At 69.8% G+C, this 19,379-nt stretch carries 20 protein-coding genes; 9 read left to right on the forward strand and 11 right to left on the reverse strand.

Features of this window, described 5'->3' with window-relative positions:
* Nucleotides 1–165: 165 nt before the first annotated feature.
* Genes AB0O65_RS08195 through pknB form a run of 6 tightly spaced genes read left to right on the forward strand, consistent with a single transcriptional unit; the run spans nucleotide 166 to nucleotide 8,346 of the window.
* On the forward strand, nucleotides 166–657 hold the full coding sequence (locus AB0O65_RS08195; protein ID WP_313480195.1) for an FHA domain-containing protein: 492 nt from the start codon (nucleotides 166–168) through the stop codon (nucleotides 655–657).
* Nucleotides 658–671: 14 nt separating this feature from the next.
* Nucleotides 672–1,964: a protein phosphatase 2C domain-containing protein gene (locus AB0O65_RS08200; protein ID WP_313480194.1), complete on the forward strand. Its 1,293-nt coding sequence runs from the start codon at nucleotides 672–674 to the stop codon at nucleotides 1,962–1,964.
* Nucleotides 1,961–3,343, forward strand: coding sequence for an FtsW/RodA/SpoVE family cell cycle protein (locus tag AB0O65_RS08205; protein WP_071642794.1), 1,383 nt, complete (start codon nucleotides 1,961–1,963; stop codon nucleotides 3,341–3,343). The genes AB0O65_RS08200 and AB0O65_RS08205 overlap by 4 nt, the downstream gene beginning before the upstream one ends.
* Entirely contained in the window at nucleotides 3,343–4,797 is a 1,455-nt protein-coding gene (locus tag AB0O65_RS08210) for a penicillin-binding transpeptidase domain-containing protein (protein WP_071642796.1), read from the forward strand. Before AB0O65_RS08205 ends, AB0O65_RS08210 begins: the two co-directional genes overlap by 1 nt.
* Nucleotides 4,794–6,584, forward strand: a complete 1,791-nt coding sequence (locus AB0O65_RS08215) for a protein kinase (protein WP_363384062.1) — start codon at nucleotides 4,794–4,796, stop codon at nucleotides 6,582–6,584. The genes AB0O65_RS08210 and AB0O65_RS08215 overlap by 4 nt, the downstream gene beginning before the upstream one ends.
* A gap of 40 nt (nucleotides 6,585–6,624) precedes the next feature.
* Nucleotides 6,625–8,346, forward strand: a complete 1,722-nt coding sequence (gene pknB, locus AB0O65_RS08220; RefSeq protein ID WP_313480192.1) for a Stk1 family PASTA domain-containing Ser/Thr kinase — start codon at nucleotides 6,625–6,627, stop codon at nucleotides 8,344–8,346.
* Here pknB and AB0O65_RS08225 read toward each other — a convergent pair.
* From AB0O65_RS08225 to AB0O65_RS08235, 3 genes are read right to left on the reverse strand one after another with little or no spacing between them, the layout of a single operon-like run.
* Complete coding sequence (locus AB0O65_RS08225) at nucleotides 8,322–8,969, reverse strand: aminodeoxychorismate/anthranilate synthase component II (protein ID WP_271638990.1); 648 nt, start codon at nucleotides 8,967–8,969, stop codon at nucleotides 8,322–8,324. The genes pknB and AB0O65_RS08225 overlap by 25 nt on opposite strands.
* Nucleotides 8,966–9,121, reverse strand: coding sequence for a hypothetical protein (locus tag AB0O65_RS08230; protein ID WP_271638992.1), 156 nt, complete (start codon nucleotides 9,119–9,121; stop codon nucleotides 8,966–8,968). Before AB0O65_RS08230 ends, AB0O65_RS08225 begins: the two co-directional genes overlap by 4 nt.
* Complete coding sequence (locus AB0O65_RS08235) at nucleotides 9,121–9,924, reverse strand: class E sortase (protein ID WP_313480191.1); 804 nt, start codon at nucleotides 9,922–9,924, stop codon at nucleotides 9,121–9,123. Before AB0O65_RS08235 ends, AB0O65_RS08230 begins: the two co-directional genes overlap by 1 nt.
* A gap of 36 nt (nucleotides 9,925–9,960) precedes the next feature.
* Between AB0O65_RS08235 and AB0O65_RS08240 the strand changes: the two genes are divergently transcribed.
* Entirely contained in the window at nucleotides 9,961–10,200 is a 240-nt protein-coding gene (locus tag AB0O65_RS08240; protein WP_071642807.1) for a cell division protein CrgA, read from the forward strand.
* 250 nt (nucleotides 10,201–10,450) lie between these two features.
* On the opposite strand, the gene AB0O65_RS08245 is transcribed toward AB0O65_RS08240, so the two are convergent.
* Together AB0O65_RS08245 and AB0O65_RS08250 are read right to left on the reverse strand one after the other, a co-directional pair.
* Nucleotides 10,451–11,332, reverse strand: a complete 882-nt coding sequence (locus tag AB0O65_RS08245; protein ID WP_313480190.1) for a rhomboid family intramembrane serine protease — start codon at nucleotides 11,330–11,332, stop codon at nucleotides 10,451–10,453.
* Between the two features lie 25 nt (nucleotides 11,333–11,357).
* The gene (locus AB0O65_RS08250) at nucleotides 11,358–11,915 is read right to left on the reverse strand and encodes a peptidylprolyl isomerase (RefSeq protein ID WP_271638996.1); all 558 of its coding nucleotides are present in this window, start codon (nucleotides 11,913–11,915) and stop codon (nucleotides 11,358–11,360) included.
* 144 nt (nucleotides 11,916–12,059) lie between these two features.
* On the opposite strand from AB0O65_RS08250, the gene AB0O65_RS08255 reads away from it, so the two are divergent.
* Both AB0O65_RS08255 and AB0O65_RS08260 read left to right on the forward strand, forming a co-directional pair.
* Nucleotides 12,060–12,557: a DNA helicase gene (locus AB0O65_RS08255; RefSeq protein WP_313480189.1), complete on the forward strand. Its 498-nt coding sequence runs from the start codon at nucleotides 12,060–12,062 to the stop codon at nucleotides 12,555–12,557.
* A complete protein-coding gene (locus AB0O65_RS08260; protein ID WP_313480188.1) occupies nucleotides 12,554–13,069 on the forward strand; it encodes a YbaK/EbsC family protein in 516 nt (171 codons plus the stop codon). Before AB0O65_RS08255 ends, AB0O65_RS08260 begins: the two co-directional genes overlap by 4 nt.
* A 1-nt stretch (nucleotide 13,070) precedes the next feature.
* On the opposite strand, the gene AB0O65_RS08265 is transcribed toward AB0O65_RS08260, so the two are convergent.
* Genes AB0O65_RS08265 through AB0O65_RS08290 form a run of 6 tightly spaced genes read right to left on the reverse strand, consistent with a single transcriptional unit; the run spans nucleotide 13,071 to nucleotide 19,348 of the window.
* Complete coding sequence (locus AB0O65_RS08265; protein WP_363384067.1) at nucleotides 13,071–14,144, reverse strand: glycosyltransferase family 4 protein; 1,074 nt, start codon at nucleotides 14,142–14,144, stop codon at nucleotides 13,071–13,073.
* Nucleotides 14,141–15,715 carry an ABC transporter permease subunit gene (locus tag AB0O65_RS08270; protein ID WP_313480186.1) on the reverse strand — a complete coding sequence of 525 codons (1,575 nt, stop codon included), beginning with the start codon at nucleotides 15,713–15,715 and terminating at the stop codon, nucleotides 14,141–14,143. Before AB0O65_RS08270 ends, AB0O65_RS08265 begins: the two co-directional genes overlap by 4 nt.
* Nucleotides 15,712–16,482 carry an ABC transporter ATP-binding protein gene (locus tag AB0O65_RS08275; protein ID WP_363384069.1) on the reverse strand — a complete coding sequence of 257 codons (771 nt, stop codon included), beginning with the start codon at nucleotides 16,480–16,482 and terminating at the stop codon, nucleotides 15,712–15,714. Before AB0O65_RS08275 ends, AB0O65_RS08270 begins: the two co-directional genes overlap by 4 nt.
* Nucleotides 16,475–17,497 (reverse strand): ABC transporter substrate-binding protein, encoded by a 1,023-nt coding sequence (locus AB0O65_RS08280; protein WP_313480184.1) that lies wholly within the window; start codon nucleotides 17,495–17,497, stop codon nucleotides 16,475–16,477. Before AB0O65_RS08280 ends, AB0O65_RS08275 begins: the two co-directional genes overlap by 8 nt.
* A 25-nt stretch (nucleotides 17,498–17,522) precedes the next feature.
* Nucleotides 17,523–18,539: a lysylphosphatidylglycerol synthase transmembrane domain-containing protein gene (locus AB0O65_RS08285; RefSeq protein WP_313480183.1), complete on the reverse strand. Its 1,017-nt coding sequence runs from the start codon at nucleotides 18,537–18,539 to the stop codon at nucleotides 17,523–17,525.
* Complete coding sequence (locus AB0O65_RS08290) at nucleotides 18,536–19,348, reverse strand: CDP-alcohol phosphatidyltransferase family protein (RefSeq protein WP_313480182.1); 813 nt, start codon at nucleotides 19,346–19,348, stop codon at nucleotides 18,536–18,538. The genes AB0O65_RS08285 and AB0O65_RS08290 overlap by 4 nt, the downstream gene beginning before the upstream one ends.
* Between the last annotated feature and the right edge of the window lie 31 nt (nucleotides 19,349–19,379).

A 19,379-nucleotide genomic window follows, 5' to 3' on the forward strand; every position in this document is an offset into this window, starting at 1 on the left:
GGGACCGCCCGATGAGTGCCCTTCGACTCGCTGCGCTCGCTCAGGAACCGGCTGTGGTCGCGGCCTTCCGATCCGAAGGGACCGCCCGATGAGTGCCCTTCGACTCGCTGCGCTCGCTCAGGAACCGGCTGTGGTCGCGGCCTTCCGATCCGAAGGGACCGCCCGATGAGTGAACTCGTGCTCCTGCTGCTGCGCATCGGCTTCCTGGTGCTGCTGTGGTTCTTCGTGTTCGGTGTCGTCTACTCACTCCGCGCCGACCTGTTCGGCGTCCGGGTGCGCAAGATGCCGGCCGGTGAAGCGGCCGCTGCTCCCCCGGCCTCCCCCGCCCCCGCGCCGGCGCGTGAGCCGTCGAACGGCCGGGCTCCCACCCACCTGATCATCACCTCCGGCCCCAAGGCCGGGCTCGAGGTGCCGCTGGGCTCGGCGGACTCGCTGTCGATCGGGCGATCCAGCGAGTCGGGCCTCGTGATCCGCGACGACTACACCTCCAGCCACCACGCGCGACTGTCCAAGCGCGGCGACATCTGGACCATCCAGGATCTGGACTCCACCAACGGCACCTATCTCGACGGGCGACGCCTGGGCGACAAGCCCCTCCAGGTCGCGATCGGAACTCCCATCAAGGTGGGCGCCACGACCTTCGAGCTACGATCCTAAGGTCCCGCATCCAGATGGTCTTCGAGGGCTCGAGCGCAGCGATCTCCCACACCGGGAAGGTCCGCTCCAACAATCAGGACTCCGGATACTCCGGTGCGAACCTGTTCGTCGTCGCCGACGGCATGGGCGGTCACGCCGGCGGAGACGTCGCCTCGACCCTGGCCATCGCACGCATGGAGGCGCTCGATCGCGCATACGCGTCCACCGACGACGCGCAGGCCGAGCTGCAGGCGGCGGCCACCACCGCGGCCGGCGACCTCGTGCGAGCGTCGAAGGAGCGCCCCGAGCTCGCCGGACTCGGCACCACGGTCTGCGCCATCGTCATGGTCGACGACTACGCGGTCATCGGCCACATCGGCGACTCGCGCATCTATCTGTACCGCGATGACGCGCTCACCCAGATCACCACTGACCACACGTTCGTGCAGCGCCTGGTCGACTCGGGCCGCATCACGCTCGAAGAGGCCCGCTACCACCCCCGCCGCTCGGTGCTCATGCGCGTGCTCAGCGACATGGACATCGCTCCTGACCTCGACATGTTCGTCATGCCGACGCGGCCCGGCGATCGCTGGCTGCTGTGCTCGGACGGACTGTCCGGCGTCGTCGACGACGAGCACATCGCGAAGGCGATGCGCCTCGGCCTCGCCCCGGGTCGCACGGCCGACAATCTGCTGAAGCAGGCCCTCGACGGCGGCGCGCCCGACAACGTCACGATCGTGCTCGTCGACGTCGGCGGCGCGCATCCCCTCTCCTCCGGCACCCCGACCATCGTCGGCGCCGCGTCCAACCCGTCGGAGCTGCCGGTGCCGGCGCCGCGACCCTCGCTCACCGGGTGGCTGCATCCCGTGCTGCAGGCCGCGAACGAGCCCAGCCACTTCGAACCGGACTCCGACGACTTCTTCGAGGAGATCATCGAGGAGGATCGGCGTCGTGCCCGCCGGCGACGCTTCGCCTGGCTGTTCGCGCTGTTCCTCGCCGTCCTCGCCCTGGTCGGCGCCGGATTCCTCGCGTACAACTGGACGCAGACCCGCTACTTCGTCGGGGCGGACGACGACAGCGTCGTCATCTACCGCGGCGTGCAGCAGAGCATCGGCCCCCTCTCCCTGTCGACAGAGGTCAAGGACACCGGCATCCTGCTCGCCGATCTGCAGTCGTACCAGCGCTCGTCGGTCGAGCGGACGATCAACGCCCGCTCGCTCGCCGATGCGGAGGCGATCACCGATCGCCTCGCGAAGATGGTGCTGCCCGTCGAGCCGCCGCTGCCCCAGCCCTCACCCACCGCGACCACGGAGGTGCCGACGCCATGACCGCCGTCTCGGCCGACACCAGCGTGCTGAAGGCGCTGAAGAAGATCCGGATGCCGCAGAAGCAGCGCAACCGGGAGTTCTGGCTGCTGCTGTTCGCGCTGCTCATCTCCGGGGCGGCGCTGACCCTCGTGCAGCTGGGCGCCCAGCAGGCCATCAACCCCACGATCCTGCTCTTCGCCGGAGGTCTCGGCGTGCTGGTCTTCGCACTGCACGTGGTGCTGCGCATCGTGGCATCCGACGCCGACCCCTTCGTGCTGCCCATCGCGACGGTGCTCACGGGTCTCGGCATCGCCATGATCCACCGCATCGACATCGCGACGAAGCTCACCGGATGGGACGCGTTCTCGAGCAAGCAGCTCGCATGGACGGCGCTCTCCCTCGCCGGCGCGATCGCGATCGTGATCGCGCTGCGCAACTACCGCGTGCTCTACCGGTTCACCTATGTCTCGGGCCTCGCCGGCATCGTGCTGCTGATCCTGCCGTTCATTCCCGGGCTGCGCGCGCGCGGCGTGAACGCAGACGTGTGGGTGTCGCTCGGCGGTGTCGTGTCGTTCCAGCCCGGCGAGCTGGCCAAGATCTGCCTGGCGATCTTCTTCGCCGGCTACCTGGTGCGCACGCGGGAGAGCCTCAGCTCGGTGGGCCGACGGGTTCTCGGGATCACGTGGCCCCGCATGCGCGAACTGGGCCCGGTGCTCGTGGTCTGGCTGCTGTCGCTGCTGATCATCGTGACGCAGCGCGACCTCGGCACCGGTGTGCTGATCTTCGGCATGTTCATCGCGATGCTCTACGTCGCCACGGGGAAGACGAGCTGGGTGCTCATCGGTCTCGCCGGCGTCGCGGTCGGAGTCTTCCTCGCGACCCGTGTGCTCGCCTACGTGCAGGGACGCTTCAGGAACTGGCTCGACGCGTTCAACCCCGATGTGATCTCCCGCGACGGCGGCAGCTATCAGCTGGTCGAGGGCATCTTCGGCCTGGCGCACGGCGGTCTGATCGGCACGGGGTGGGGCCAGGGCCGCCCGCAGATCACCCCGCTCGCGCACAGCGACTACATCATTCCGAGCCTCGGTGAGGAGCTGGGCATCGTCGGGCTGTTCGCGATCCTCTGCCTGTACATGGTGTTCGTGAGTCGCGGTCTGCGCATCGGGATGGCCGGGCAGGACGACTTCGGCAAGCTGCTCGCCGCCGGGCTGTCGTTCACGATCGCGCTGCAGGTGTTCATCATGGTCGGCGGAGTCACCCGGGTGATCCCGCTCACCGGTCTGACCACGCCGTTCCTCGCCGCCGGCGGCTCGTCGCTCGTGGCCAACTGGCTGATCGTCGCGCTGCTGTTGCGCATCAGCGATGCGGTGCGCCGCCAGCCCAGGGTGGTGATCGGCTGATGACCAAAGAGCTGCGCCGACTGAGTTTCGTCATCCTCGCGATGTTCCTGTCGCTGTTCGCTGCGACGAGCTGGATCCAGGTGGTCGACGCCGACAGCCTGGCGCAGAACCCCGCGAACACGCGCACGCGCCTGGACAGCTACCAGATCCAGCGCGGGTCGATCATCGTCGACGGCACCGCCATCGCGACATCCGTGCCGGCCGACGATCGGTACCAGTACCAGCGGATGTACAGCGACCCCGCGCTGTGGGCGCCGATCACCGGCTACTACAACCCCGTGCTCGATTCGCGCACCGGCATCGAGGGCGCCCTCAACTCCGATCTCTCCGGCACCGGGTCGAACGCGTTCTTCGGCGAGATCGAGCGCATCCTCTCCGGTCAGCCGCAGCAGGGTCTCAGCGTCCAGCTGACCATGGATCCGCAGGCGCAGCGCGCGGCGTATGACGCCATGCAGGGCCTGAAGGGCGCCGTCGTCGCCATCGAACCGGCGACGGGCCGCGTGCTCGCCATGGTCTCGACCCCCGGTTTCGACACGAACGCCCTCGCCGCGCACGACCCCGCGGTCGTCGAGGCCGAGTACGACCGTCTGGCGGCCGATCCCGACAAGCCGCTGTACAACCGCGCCATCGGGGGCAACCTGAATCCGCCAGGGTCGACATTCAAGGTCGTCGTCGCCGCCGCGGCGCTGGCATCCGGCGAGTGGACCCTCGACTCGACCTTCCCGAACCCGGCCCGCTACACACTGCCCGGCACGAGCACGACCGTGTCGAACGCGTGGGGCGGCGCCTGCGGCGACGGCGAGACCACGACGCTGGCGCAGGCGCTGAAGCTCAGCTGCAACATCCCGATGGCCGAGCTCGCCGTCGAGCTCGGCGACAAGCGCATCCGCGAGATGGCCGAGAAGTTCGGCTTCAACACCGACCTCGAGATCCCCCTCGCCGTCACGCCCTCGAGCTACCCGTCCGGGCTCAGCGACGACGCGACCGCCCTCACCGGGTTCGGCCAGGGCAAGGTCACCGCGACACCGCTCACGATCGCGATGGTCGCCGCCGGACTGGCCAATGACGGCACGGTGATGAAGCCGCGGATGGTGGATGCCGTGATCGGCGACGACTTCGCCGTGCACACGCAGTTCGACGACGAGGTCCTGGCCGAGGCACTCGACCCCGAGGCGGCCGATGCCCTGACCGCTGTGCTGGTCGAGGGCGTCGCGTCGGGAGCGGCGACGGGTGCAAGAATAGACGGCGTCGATGTCGCCGGAAAGACGGGCACGGCGGAGAACGGCGGCAAGCCGTACACGCTGTGGTTCACAGGTTTCGCGCCTGCGGAGGATCCGCAGGTCGCGGTGGCAGTCGTCGTCGAAGACGGCGGTGGAAGAGGCACATCGGGCAGCGGCAACGCGATCGCCGCTCCGATTGCGAAGAAGGTCATAGAGGCGGTGCTGGGCAGATGAGGCCGACGCAGGGTGTGTCTTTCGGAGGACGCTACGAGCTGTTGTCGCGGATTGCGATCGGCGGCATGGGCGAGGTGTGGGAGGCGACCGACCACGTGATCGGTCGCACCGTCGCCATCAAGATCCTCAAGGACGAGTACATGGGCGATCCGGGCTTCCTCGAGCGCTTCCGCGCCGAGGCTCGCCACGCCGCGCTCGTCAACCACGAGGGCATCGCCAGCGTGTTCGACTACGGCGAGGAGAACGGCTCCGCCTTCCTCGTCATGGAACTCGTGCCAGGCGAGGCGCTGTCGACGATCCTCGAACGCGACGGAGCGCTGAGCCCCGACAAGACGCTCGACATCGTCGCGCAGACCGCGTCGGCGCTGCAGGCCGCGCACGCGGCCGGTCTCGTGCACCGCGACATCAAGCCGGGCAACCTGCTGATCACGCCCGATGGGCGCGTGAAGATCACCGACTTCGGCATCGCCCGCATCGCCGACCAGGTGCCGCTGACCGCCACCGGACAGGTGATGGGCACCGTGCAGTACCTGTCGCCCGAGCAGGCCTCCGGGCATGCGGCGTCGCCCGCGACCGACGTGTACTCGCTCGGCATCGTCGCGTACGAGAGCCTCGCGGGCAAGCGGCCGTTCACCGGAGAATCGCAGGTGGCCATCGCGATGGCGCAGATCAACGAGCAGCCTCCGCCGCTGCCCGATTCGGTGCCGGCGCCCGTGCGCAACCTCGTCATGGCGATGATCGCGAAGAAGCCGGCCGATCGGCCGTCGTCGGCGGCGACGGTCTCGCGCGCCGCGCAGGCCCTGCGCCGCGGCGACCTGAACTCGGCCGCGATCGCCGTGCCCGCCATCGCGGGTGCGGGTGTGGCGGATGCCGATGATGCGACGCGCATCCTCACCGGGATGGGCGGCGAAGAGGCCACGCGCATCCTGCCGACGACCGCCCAGCTTCCCTCCGGAGCAGCCGTCGCCGCGACGACCACCGAGCCGGAGGAGCCGAAGAAGCGCAAGCGCAGCCCGTGGACGTGGCCGCTCATCGCCCTGATCGCGCTGCTCGTGCTCGTGCTCGGCGGCACGCTGATCGCCATGCTCAGCAATCAGGATGAGGCCAAGCCCGCGGCGTCGACGTCGAGCCCGGCGTCGCCCAAGCCGAAGCCGAGCTCGGCCACGCCGAGCGCACCCGAGAAGGCACTCGTCAACGTCGGCGACCTCGATCTCGTCGAGCGGCCGTGCGAGGACGCGAAGCAGACCCTCATCGAGGCGGGTCTCGACGGCGACTGCGTCGAAGGCAACACCGCCGCCCCCTCCTCCGACCGCGAGGGCTGGGTGCAGAGCGTCAGCCCCTCGGGCAACGTCGAAGAGGGCACCGTGATCACGCTCACGACCTACAAGGCCGCGGTCAGCATTCCCGAGCCCGGCTCGGCGCCGAGCCTCAGCGACACCCCGACCACGGGCGCCACGGTCACCCTGAACTGGACGAACTTCGAATGCCCGTCCGGTGTGCCGGCCCTCTCGGCGTACGAGGTCAAGCTCACCAACGCGACCTTCGATGACGGCAGCGCGGATCGCACGTTCAGCCGCGGTCAGCTCAGCGCGCCGATCACCATCACGGGCACTCCCGGTGCCACGGTGACGGCCAGCTACGTCGCGTTCTGCGGAAACGACATGCCGTCCCCGCGTTCGCCGCAGATGGAGAAGCAGATCGAGGCCCCCGCCACCCCGACCCCGCCCGCCGACGGGGGCGCCGGTGAGGGCGCCGGTGACACCGGGGGCACAGCCCCCACCCAGTAATCTGGAAGAGGTCGTCCGAGAGGTCTGAGGGGAGTCGTCTGTGTCGCCAGAGCCGCGCATCATCGCCGGTCGCTACCGCGTCGATGAGGTCATCGGTCATGGCGGCATGGCCAGAGTGCACCGCGGCTACGATCTGACGCTCGGACGCGAGGTCGCGATCAAGATCCTCGACCCGGAACTCGCGCGCGACACCGCGTTCCGCACCCGCTTCCGTCTCGAAGCGCAGGCGGCATCGCGCATGTCGCACCCCTCGATCGTGCGTGTCTACGACGCCGGTGACCCGTCGACGGCGTCGCGGACGCAGCAGCCGGGCGACGCGGCGGAGCAGACCGAGCCGTACATCGTGATGGAGCTGGTGCAGGGCACCCTGCTCAAGGACATCATCGCGAAGGGTCCGCTTCCAGTCGCCGACGCGATCCGCTACGAGGACGGCATCCTCGAGGCGCTCGAGTACTCGCATCGCGCCGGCGTCGTGCATCGCGACATCAAGCCGGGCAACGTGATGATCACCGACAAGGGCACCGTGAAGGTGATGGACTTCGGCATCGCCCGCGCCGTGTCCGACTCGTCGTCGACCGTCGCCGAGACGACGCAGATCCTCGGCACCGCCGCGTACTTCTCCCCCGAGCAGGCCAAGGGCGAGGCGGTCGATGCGCGCACCGACCTCTACTCGGCCGGAGTCGTGCTGTACGAGATGCTCACGGGTCGCCAGCCGTTCCGCGGCGACTCCCCCGTCGCCGTCGCCTACCAGCACGTCAGCGAGACGCCGCTGCCCCCGACAGAGGTCAATGAGCAGCTGCCGCGGTCGATGGATGCCATCGTGCTGCGCGCCCTCGCGAAAGACCCCTACCAGCGATTCCCCGACGCCGGATCGTTCCGCCTCGCTCTGAAAGCGGTCGCCGACGGCCATGCGCCGAGCAAGAGGGACATCGGAGCCCTCACCAGCGAGCTCTACGGCTCCAACCCGCGGCAGGCGCAGGAGACCGCGCGGTCGCTGCGTCAGCTGAGCACGGACACGACGATGACCCGCACGCAGTCCGGCCCGCCGGTGGCCTGGATCTGGGCGGGCGTGGCCCTGCTGGCGGTGCTGCTGATCTCGGTGCTCATCTGGGTGGTCACCCTGGCCATGCAGCCGAAGGATGTGCCCACGTCGTCGGTGACCGTGCCGAACCTCGTCAATCTCACGGCCGACGAAGCCGAGGAGGCCCTGCAGGAGCGAGGGCTGATCCCCGACATGCGCGAGGAGTCGAGCATCGACTTCGACGAGGGCCGCGTCATCCGCTCGGCGCCCACCACGGGCGCGAAGCTGACAGCGGGCACCTCCGTGATCGTGTACGTCTCGAGGGGCATCGACACGGTCGAGATGCCCATCGTCGAGGGCCTCTCGCAGGATGCCGCGAAGCAGGTGCTCGAGGAGGCCCGGCTCGAACTCGGCACGGTGCGGCCGCAGAACGACAAGGACGCTCAGGCCGGAACAGTGCTCAGCGCCAGCGAAGAGGCCGGAGCTCAGGTCGCCCCGGGCACGGTCGTCGATCTGGTCATCGCCAACGGCCAGGTCACCCTCGAGGACATGACCGGCTTCTCGATGGAAGCCGCGAAGGGTCAGCTCGAGAAGCTGGGCCTTGAGGCCGAGCCGGTCGAGCTCGGTCCGTGCGCCGACGGACAGACGCCGAACGTCGTCGCCTCGATGTCGAAGGCGCCGGGCGAAGTGCCGATCCACTCCACGGTCGAGCTGCGCTACTGCGTGCCGCCGGCCGGCTGACGCTGGCTCGCGCTCGACGGCACAGACGAGAGCCAGTTGCCGAGCAGGCGGTGCCCGTGATCGGTCAGCACGCTCTCGGGGTGGAACTGCACCCCGAGAATCGGCAGCGTCTCGTGCTCGACCGCCATGATCGTGCCGTGCTCGGCGCGAGCGGTGACGCGCAGCATCGGCGGCAAAGTCGCATCATCGAGGGCGAGCGAGTGATAGCGTCCCGCCGCGAACGGCGAGGGGATGCCGTCGAACAGGGCTGATCCGTCGTGGCTCACCTGCGAGACCATGCCGTGCATCAGCTCAGGGGCGGCTCCCACCGCGCCGCCGAAGGCCTCGCCGATCGCCTGATGACCGAGGCAGACACCGAGCAGCGGCATCCCCGTCTCGGCCGCGAGATGCACGACGGCGATCGACGCGCCCGCATCGGCCGGTGCGCCCGGCCCGGGAGAGATCATCACCGCGTCGTGAGCGCGAAGGCGCTCCCGCCAATGACGGATCACCTCGGCATCCGGAACTGCGCCTGCGGCATCCGCCTCCACCATCACCACCTCTGCACCCAGCTCACAGAGGTAGCCGATGAGGGTGTGCACGAAGCTGTCGTGGTTGTCGACCACGAGCACCCTCGGTGTCACTGCAGGTCCACCTCGCCGGGGGTGATCAGCGGGCTGATCCAGGGGAACACGTGGAAGAACAGCGCGTAGAGCACGGCCGCAACCAGCAGGAGGACGATGAGCAGGCGCATCCACCACGGACCGGGCAGGAGGCGCCAGAGGGCTGCGTACATCAGCGGACTCCTTCGGCAGACGGAGTGGCTTCCTCGACGGATGCGAGCGACGCGGGCGGTCCCTCAGCGCGCGGCTGGAAGCTCTCGAACACGCCGTACGCCACGATGCGCTCCGCCAACGAGTACAGCGGCGAGCACGCGGTGAGCGTGATGAACCGATCCGAAGGGGCGACCTCCGGCATCTGCGGCACGTCGAGCAGCACGTCCCCCGCGGACGGCTTCACATACTGCAGGTTGCGGAACCGGTACGTGTACCAGCCGCCTTGCGTCTCGACGACGATCGCGTCGTCGAGCCGCAGCTTGTCGATGCGGTTGAACGGCTTGCCCCAGGTCGTGCGGTGACCGGCGAGAGAGAAGTTGCCGACCTCTCCTGGCATCTTCGACTGCTCGTAGAGACCGATGCCGATCCGGTCGAGCGTCCGCTCGCGCGACGTGCCGCCGGCAATGTGCACGTTGTAGTCGTCGCCGAAGCGCGGGATGCGCATGTTCGCGAACACCTCCGCATCCGCCGGGTGCGCCAGCACGGGCGGCTCGTATACCGTCTCGTCGCCCTGCTGCACGACCGGTGGCGGTTCGGGAGGCGGGACCCGCGCCCACTGCTCGGAGAGCTCGGCGCCCTTCGCGTTGTTCTCGGCGCCGATGATCAGATCGCCGATCCACATCTGCCACGACACGAACAGCAGCACCAGCACGCCCGCGGTGAGCAGCAGCTCGCCGAGCACACTGGCGAAAGTCGCGCGGGAGCGACGACGGGCCGGTTTCGAGCGTCGCGACGGAGCCTGAGACGTCGCGAACGCATGCATAGGGGGAAGTCTATTCGCCCGGCTAGAATGATGCGCATGGCACGTGACCGCAATCCTGAAGAACCCGCCGTCGAGCGTCCCGAGGGCGATGCCGCCCCGAACGCCGTGTGGTTCAAGCCCGTCATGGTCGGCTTCATGCTGCTCGGCCTGGCGTGGATCCTCGTCTACTACATCTCCGGCTCGCGCTTCCCCATCCCCGGTCTCGACTCGTGGAATCTCGGGATCGGCCTGGGGATCGCCCTCATCGGTTTCCTGATGACGACGCGCTGGCGCTGACACTCCAGCCGGCGCGGGCCGACGAGCCCGTACTCGACGCCTCCTCACCCTGTGGTGAGGGGGCGTCTCGCTTTCCCCAGGTGGTTGTTAACAACCTCCTCCACCTGTGAATAACACCGGTGTAATTCTCCCCAGGTGTGGACAGCCCTGTGGATAACCGCAGGGAATACTGTGCAGAGCGGTGTGGAGAGCCTGTGCAGAGGATGTGCAGAGGATGTGCAGAACCGCGCTCCCCGCCTCTCGGGCGGCGTCAGAACAGGTTGCGCAGCACGACCGGAGTCACCAGGAAGGCGACGGCCAGAAGCGCGATCGTGAGCACCACGAGCAGCAGGATCTGGACGAGACGCTGCGACTGACGGCGGGTGCGGGCGAAGATCAGGCCGACCAGAGCGCCGACCGCCGCTCCCCCGATATGCGCCTGCCAGGCGATGTTCAGCGTCTGGATGAAGCCGATCGCCAGGTTGATGGCGAGGATCACGAGGATCCCGCGGATATTGGCGCCGATGTGGCGGCCTATCACCAGAAGCGCACCCATCAGGGCGAAGATCCCGCCCGAGGCGCCAACGGTGGCGGCGAGCGGATCGAATACGGCCATCGCCACCGAGCCGCCGAGGCCGCCGATGAGATACAGGGCGACGAATCTCCACCGTCCGAGCAGCGGCTCGAGACTGCGACCGATCATCCACAGCGCGAGCATGTTCAGCAGGAAGTGCGTGATGCCCGAGTGCACGAGCATCGTCGTCAGCAGCCGCCAGGGCTGGAACGAGAAGTCGCCGCCGAACATGTCGGGGAACAGGTAGGGCGCGGCGAAGAGCAGGGTCCGGTCGATGATCGGGCCGAGCAGCAGCTGCAGCACCCCGACGACCGAGGTCACGCCGATGATCGCGTACGTCGCGATCGGCTTCGAGGAGTCGACGCCGGAGCGCCAGGCCCGGTGGGCGCGGCGCTGCGCGGGCGTCTGCGCCTTGCGGTCGGCCTTCATGCACTCCGGGCAGATGACGCCGACGGGCGCCTGGGTCTGGCAGTCGGCGCAGATGGTGCGCGTGCAGCGCTGGCAGAGCACGAAGCTCTGCCGATCCGGATGCCGGTAGCAGAAGTTCTCGCGGTTGCGCGTGAAATCAGGAGAGGTCATCCGGATCGGCTCGAGCGGTCGTTTCTCAGTTGGCGACGATGTCGACCGAGTGCAGCACGACGTCCTCGACGGGACGGTCCTGCGCGCCGGTGCGCACCTTGGCGATCTCATCGACGACGGCCTTGGACGCGTCATCGGCGACGACGCCGAAGATCGTGTGCTTGCCCTGCAGCCACGGGGTCGGGTCGGTCGTGATGAAGAACTGCGAGCCGTTGGTGCCCTCGGCCTGGCCCGTGATGGCGTTGCGGCGCAGACCGGCGTTCGCCATGGCGAGCACGTACGGGTCGTTGAAGTTCAGCTCGGGGTGGATCTCGTCGTTGAAGTTGTAGCCCGGACCGCCGATGCCCTGACCGAGCGGGTCGCCGCCCTGGATCATGAAGTTGGGGATGATGCGGTGGAAGATGACGTCTTTGTACAGCGGGCCCTCGCCCGGCTTGCCGGTGGCGGGGTGCGTCCACGCCTTCGAGCCGTCGGCGAGGCCGACGAAGTTGGCGACCGTGTTCGGAGCGTGGTCGCCGAACAGGTTGATGACGATGTCACCGTGGTTGGTGTGCAGGGTTGCGACGTGAGATGCGTGAGGCATGGCTCCATTGTCGCAGAGCCCTCCTGTGCGGGCGCGGCGTATTGTCTCGTTTCCGCGCGCCGACCGCCAGACTCTGCTCCAATTCAGTGTGTTGTGGTTGGATGATCAGCGGAACGGACATCGACCGACCGACGGGAGAGCAACGTGAATCTCAGCCGCAAGCGCAAGAAGGAACTGCGTCGACTTCAGCAGGACGCCGGACGACTCTGGGAGTCGCAGCAGGTTCTCGTCGGACACGCTGCCGACGTCGCCCGTGAGGCCGGACGCCAGCTGGGCAACTTCAACCGCGAACAGGTCATGCCCTCGGTGCACGACTCGTACGAGCGCCACCTCGCCCCCGCCGTCGACCGCGGCGTGAAGTTCGGCAAGCACGTCGTCGACCACCGGGTCGTTCCGGTCGTGGGCGGCGTCGTCGGCACCGCCCTTTCGGCGTGGGATGTCGCGAACAAGAAGCGCGCCGACCTCGGCTGGGGCCCCCGCCACGTCGCTCCGCAGAAGAAGAGCATGGGCTTCGGCTCGGTCGTCGCGATCGTGCTCGGCGTCGCCGCGGCGGTCGGCGTCGTCGCCGCCGCGTGGCAGGCGCTGCGCGCAGACGACGAGCTGTGGGTCGCCGACGACCCACTGTCTCCGCCCAACGCGTGATCCAAGCCGACCCGCATGAGCGGGTGCGTGCTGCTGCGGCCGCTCGAGGACTCGACATCGAGATCCGAGAGCGGCCGCAGGCGCGCAGTCTGCGCGAAGCAGCCGCGCTTCTCGGGCTGCAGCCGTCCGACATCGTGAAGACCCTCGTCGTGAAGACCTCCGCGACCGGCTCAGCGACGCGCCCTCGATACCTCTTCGCCCTGGTTCCCGGTGGGCGCTCCATCTCGTGGCCGAAGCTGCGCGCCGTCGTCGGCGTGAACAGGCTGCGCCTCCCCGAGCCCGAGCTCGCGCTGGAGGCGGCGGGTTTCGAGCGCGGCACGATCGTGCCGATCGGAAGCACCACCGATTGGCCCGTGTACGCCGACGAGACCATCGTCGGCCGACGCATCGCGATGGGCGCGGGTGCGCACGGTTACAGCCTGTTCACCGATGCCGACGACCTGATCCGCGCGTACGGCGCGACGGTGGCCGACATCTCCCAGCCCGAGCCGCCTGGCGACAGCCCCCGCTGACTCAGGCGTCGCCGTCTATCACGGTGTCGAGCACGCCCGCAGCGACCGCCGCGGTGTCCCGCCACGTCGGCAGGCGTGTGCCGGCGCGCGCAGCCGCCGCCGCGAGACGGGCGCGGTGCGCATGGTCGACGAGCAGCGGGCGCAGCGCGTCGGCGAACGCCGCGGGGTCATCGGACGGCGCGAGCACACCGGCATCCGGTGGCACCGTGTCGGGAACCGCGCCCGTGCGACACGAGACGATGGGCAGGCCGTAGGCCAGCGCCTCGTCGAAGACGAGACCGTACCCCTCGTAACGGGTGGCGAGCGCGAACACGTCGGCTGCTCGGTAGAGGCGGTCGCGCTCGGCGCTGCTCACGGCGCCGGCCAGTCGCACCCGCGACTGCAGGCCCAGTCGCGCTGTCAGCCGGCGCAGCTCGGCGACGTACTCGGCGTCGTGCGGGGTGCCCGCGATCACCGCGCGCCAGGGCACATCGGCGAGATGCGCCAGTGCGCGCAACAGCACATCGTGTCCCTTGCGCGGGTGCTGGATGCCGATCGCCAGAACGAGCGGGGGCGCCACGTCGCCGGCGCGTCCCGGCGACGGATCGGGGGTCGCAGCGGGCGGCTCGGTGCCCGGCCGCGCGACGGTCACCCGATGGGCGGGAACGCCGTACTCGCCGATCAGGATGCGAGCGGTGTGCGGACTGGGAACGAGCACTCCGCGCAGCAGTGCCAGGTTGTCTCGCTCGTTGCGGTACAGATGCGCTCTGCGTGCGTCGTCGAGTCCCTCCTCGTGCGCGAGGGGGTGGTGCACGATCCCGACCATGGGCGCTGCGACCTTCGCGAGGGCTGCGGTGGGCATCGCACCGACCAGGAAACCGTCGAGGATGAGCGGCACCTCGCGATCGACTGCGGCGAGCGCCGTGGCCGCTTCAGCGAGATCGGCCGGGGTGGGCTCGGGGAAAGAGCCGCCGAGCGCGAGGTGGGCGACGTCGCGGCCGAGGTCGCGCAGACCCTCGAGCAGATTGCGTTCGTAGATGTAGCCGCCGGTCACCGTGTGCAGGTCGCCGGGCACAGCGAACACAGCCCGGCTCATCGCTGCTGCTCCGGGGCGTAGCGGCGCAGCACGCGAGATTCCACCGCTCCGACCAGTGCGTAGCCGAGCGCCGAGGCGGCTGTGACGAGCACCGTCGCCCCCGCGAGCAGGTCGTATCCCGAACGCGAGGCCGCCAGCGCCATGAGGTTGCCGATGCCTGTTCCGGTGGCCAGCCACTCCACCACGGTCACGGCGAGCACGGCCGCCGGGACGCTCATCCGCGCGGCGGCGAAGAAGCTCGGCAGCATCGCGGGTACGCGCACGCGCCGCAGGGCGGTGAGGTCGGATGCCCCGTAGCTGCGCAGCACGTCCAGTGCCTGCCCCGGTGCCTGGCGCAGGCCCTGCAGGCAGGCGATGAGCGTGGGGAAGAAGACCATGATCGCCACGAGGACGATGCCGCCGAGCGGTCCTCGACCGAGCAGCAGCACCACGAGGGGCGCGGTGGTGACGATGGGAACGGCGCGCAGGGCGATGGCGAGGGGCATGCTCACCGCTGCGATGCGAGGGGCGAGCACGAGCAGCATCGCCAGCCCCGCGCCGACGGCGAGGCCGGCTAGATAGCCGGGCACCGTGAGTGCGGCCGTCTGGCCGAGAGCCGCGACAAGGGTGTCGCGGATCGCTCCCTGGTCGTCTGCGCCGACGAGCACGCGGCCGACGTCGACCGGCGTGCGGGCGAAGAACGGATTCAGCCCGGTGACGATGATGCCGCCCCACCACAGCACCAGGATCACGACGACGAAGCCGGCGGCGGATGCCATCGCGCCGCGCACCCGGTGCGCGGCCGAGGCCGGCGGGCGCGGCGTGGCCAGGATGAGCGGCGGCGGACCTGCGTGCATCCGGCGACCGACCGCACCGACGAGCGCGTACGCGAGCACCGAGACCACGGTGGCGACGGTCGCGATCGCCCAGGTCAGCTGAACGTCGAGGTCACGCGCAGCACGCACCGTCAGCACCCCGAGACCGCTCTCGGCGCCGGTGAACTCCCCCACCATCGCGCCGAGGAACGCCGCTGGTGCGGCGATCCGCAGCCCCGCGACCAGGTAGGGCAGGCTGGCGCGCGCCCGGACGTGGCGCAGTGCCGCCGCTCGCCCCCGCCCGTAGCTTCGGACGAGATCGAACCAGCCGGCCGGGGCCGCCCGCAGACCGACCAGCACCGGGATCATGGTGGTGTAGTAGACCGCGAGCGCGGCGAGGGCGATCTGCGGGCCGTCGTCCGGGCCGAGCATCACCCGCAGCACCGGCCCGGTCGCCACCAGCGGAAGACAGAAGACGACCAGTGCCACCGTGCTGACCACCGGCTGGGTGCGCGGCAGGACGACAGCGAGCGCGGCTAGGGCGACGGCGGCGAGATTGCCGACGACGAAGCCGATCAGCGCCGTGGTCCCGGTGACCCTCAGCGCGCGCAGCAGCAGTCCGGCGTCGTCCTTCAGCGTGATCAGGATCTCGCTCGGCGCGGCCAGCACGTACGCGCCGGCGAGCAGGCGCGCCACGCCCTCCCAGACCAGCACGACCGCGACCACCGCGAGAAGCGTCCGCAGCCGGCGCCCTGTCGCGTCATGACGGGCGCTCATGCGGCAGTCGTACCCCGCGAGCGGGCGAGCGCGAGCGTCACCTCGTCTACGAGCGCCTCGAATGCCGGGGTGCGGACGATCTGCCCCGCCCTGGGATGTGGCAGATCGACGATCACGTCGTGGACGACGCGGGCCGGGCGCGGGCTGAGCACGACGATCCGGTCGGCGAGTCGCACGGCCTCGACGATCGAGTGGGTGACCAGGAGCGTCGTCGCACCACCCTCGCGCCAGAGCGGTGGCAGGTCGGCGAGCAGATCCTGACGGGTCAGCTCGTCGACCGCGCCGAACGGCTCATCGAGCAGGAGCAGCCGCGGGCGCGTCACCAGCGCACGCGCGATCGCCGCGCGCTGACGCATCCCGCCCGACAGTTCGGCGGGGCGCGAGTCGCCGAATCCGTGCAGTCCCACCAGGGCGATGAGTCGGTCGACGGCATCCGGATCGGCGGGACGACGCGCCAGCTGCAGGGCGAGAGCGATGTTGCTCCGCACGGTGCGCCACGGCAGCAGGGACGGATCCTGGAACGCCACTGCCAGCTCGCCGCGCCCGGCCACCACTGCCGGTGGCGCGTCGTCGATGACGACTCGGCCGCTGCTGGGGTGCTCGAGGCCGGCGACGAGGCGCAGCAGGGTGGACTTGCCGCAGCCCGACGGTCCGACAAGAGCAGTGGTCTGCCCCGCGGTGAAGATCAGATCGGTGGGCGCGAGCACCTCGAGATCGCCGAATGATCTGCTCGCCTCCGCGAGATGGACGATCGGCGGCTCAGTCACCGTGGATCTGCTCCAGAATCGACCGGTCCCACAGGTCGGCATCGACGTCTCGGCCCAGCAGCGCCAACGTCTTGCGGTTGGCCTCGACGGTCTCGTCGGTCCACCACCCGAAGCCGTTCTCATCGGTGAGGTCGGAGAACATCAGCGGCACCTGGCGCTCGGCCTGCAGTCGCTGCACCTCGCGGTCGAGCCCCGCATCGGGGAACATCTTCAGGGTGAGTTCGGCGGCCGCATCCGTGTCTTTGCGGTACTGCTCCCAGCCGCGGATCTCACCGGTCATCAGCGTCACCAGCTCGTCGCGTCGCTCGGCGAGGCTCTGCTCGGTGGCGATGTAGGTCTGCGAGTGCAGCGCGTAGCCGTGGTCGGCCATGAGCATGGTCACGGCTTCGACGCCCTGCACCGCCATCGCCACCGGCAGATCGGTCTCCCAGCACAGCAGGCAGTCGACTTCACCCGCCAGCAGCGGCTGCGCGGAGTACTGCGTGGGTACGACCCGGATGCGGTCGATGTCGACGTCGTTCAGGGTGCACAGCGTCTCGAGCACCGGAGTGTTCGCGATCGCCATGCCGATGCGCAGGCCTTCCAGGTCCTTCGGCTCGTTCACCGGCTTCGCCGGCAGCGACGCGATCACGAACGGGTTCTTCTGCATGGCGACGCCGATGATCTTGAACGGCGCCCCCTCGGCCACCGCCGCGGCCGTGTAGTCGGCTGCGGATATGCCGATCAGCGCCGCTCCCGACACGACCGGCGGTTCGACGGGTGCGTTCGGGCCGCCCTGCAGCAGGCTGACCTCGAGGTTCTTCCACCAGCCGCGGTCGAGGGCGATGTAGCTGCCGGCGAACTGCACCGAGTGCAGCCACGAGAGCTGCAGAGCGGCCTGGGCGGGATCGCCGGCCGACGAACGGCCGCCGCCGGGGGCGCTGCAGGCGACGGCGCCGAGACCGATCATGCCGAGCATCCCGGCGCCGAGAAGCGTGCGACGTGAGAGCACGGGTGTGTGACGCAGGTCGTTCATGGGATCTCCTGGTGTTCGGGGCGGGTCATCGGTTCGGCGGCGGTGCGGGTGCTGCATGTGCATCGTCCGCATGGTGGGTGTGTGCCTCGCGGTGCGTCGACCGGCGACGCCGCGCCCACAGGGCGCCGATCCCGGGCACGGCGGCGAACAGGGCGGTCAGGCCGAAGGCGATGCTGACGGCCAGCGACTGCGATGCGCTGATGCCGGCGATGGGCAGCAGCGCCACCGCGGCGCCCTCGCGCACGCCCCATCCCGCGATCGAGACGGGGATGAGCATGGCCAGCAGCACGACCGGCACGACGGTGACGACCGCCGCGAAGCTCAACGGCGCCCTGACCGCGAGCGCGCAGCAGGCGAAGGCGCCGAGCACGCAGCTCGCCGTCGCCGCAGCGAGCGCAATCTGCTGCCACGGTGCGGCACCGAGGCTGCGGCGCAGCGACTTCGCGGCCCGAGCCAGCCGCCCCGAGCCCGTCCGTCGAGAGCGCAGAGCGACGAGCACGGCGAGCGTCGCGATCCACGCGAGGGGAATCAGCACGGCGAGAGCCGACAGCACGGGGCGAGGCCAGTCGATCGGGGTGCCGACGACGAGCGTGCCCACGAATCCGGCGGTGAGCACGACGAGCATCGCGAACTGCCCGATCGTCCGCTCGACGACGACCGCGCCGGTCGCGGCGGCCACTCCGGCATCGTGGCGCGAGCGCGCAGCACGGCCGACGTCGCCGAGAACGCCACCGGGAACGGTGGTGTTCACCAGCTGCGCCAGGAAGTACTCGCCGATCGCCCGCCGGGCACCCAGCCGGATGCCGAGCGGCGCGGCGGTCAGGCGCCAGCGCAGCGCGCTGAGCACGGTCAGCGCCATGAGCAGCGCCGCGGCGATCGACAGCCATCCGAGGTGCGCTCCGCGCACGAGGTCGAGGGCGGACGCGCCGCCCGCGACGCGCCAGACGAGCAGCAGCAGTGCGACGGCCGCGGCGATCTGCAGCACTCGCACCGGCCAGCGGCGCGCGAATCGCCGCGTTCGCGGATCAGCGGCCGCGCTCATGACGGCACCCGGCGTCGCCGGAGCGCGCGCACGTCGACACCGAAAGACCAGGCGAGCGAGAGTCCGGCCGCCGCCACCAGCCCGATCGCGAGCGGAGCGGGCAGGATCGGCAGCTGCAGCGCGAGCAGCGCGATCAGCTGCACCACGCACACCACTTTGCGGCTGTAGCGCTCGTCGAGTGGGCCGTTGAGCCAGGGAGCGACGACGGCCGCGATCGCGAACAGATACCTGGGCAGGCCGAGCAGCAGGGCGATCGCCCCGGCGGGGCCGTGCATGGCGAGCAGCGCGAGCACCAGACCGAAGGCCGCATCGACCTCCATGTCGAAAGACGCACCGAACGCCGAGACGGTTCGCTGACGGCGCGCGAGGTAGCCGTCGACGCCGTCGAGGATCAGAGCGATCGTGCCGGCCCCGAGGGTGAGCACGACGGCCACGTCCGCAATCGAGTCGAAGGCGGCCACGACACCCAGCAGCAGCGCGACCACGGCCATTCGAATCACGGTGACGACGTTCGCCGCACCGAGTCGGCGGTGCGGGTGACGCCGCGACAGCAGCACGGCGAAGAGCGCCGTGGCCGCGGCGAACGACGTGCCCGCCGTGAGCAGTCCTGCGGCCGGCATTCCGAGCGAGTGCGCGAGTGTCAGCATCCCGGTCATGCTCAGTGCGGCGACCGCCAGGAAGCGGCCTACAGGTGCGAGCCGTGCAGGGCGACGGCCGTCTCGACGACCGTGCCCGCGATCGGCTCTGCCCTGCCGGCGGCCGTCGGATTCCGGCCGGCGGCCGAGCATCCCAGCGGGTGCGGCAGCCATGCTCGCACGATATCAGCGCGCGGCGCTGTCG

Origin of the sequence: Microbacterium sp. NPDC077391, assembly GCF_040686955.1 — a bacterium.
GTDB classification, from domain to species: domain Bacteria; phylum Actinomycetota; class Actinomycetes; order Actinomycetales; family Microbacteriaceae; genus Microbacterium; species Microbacterium commune.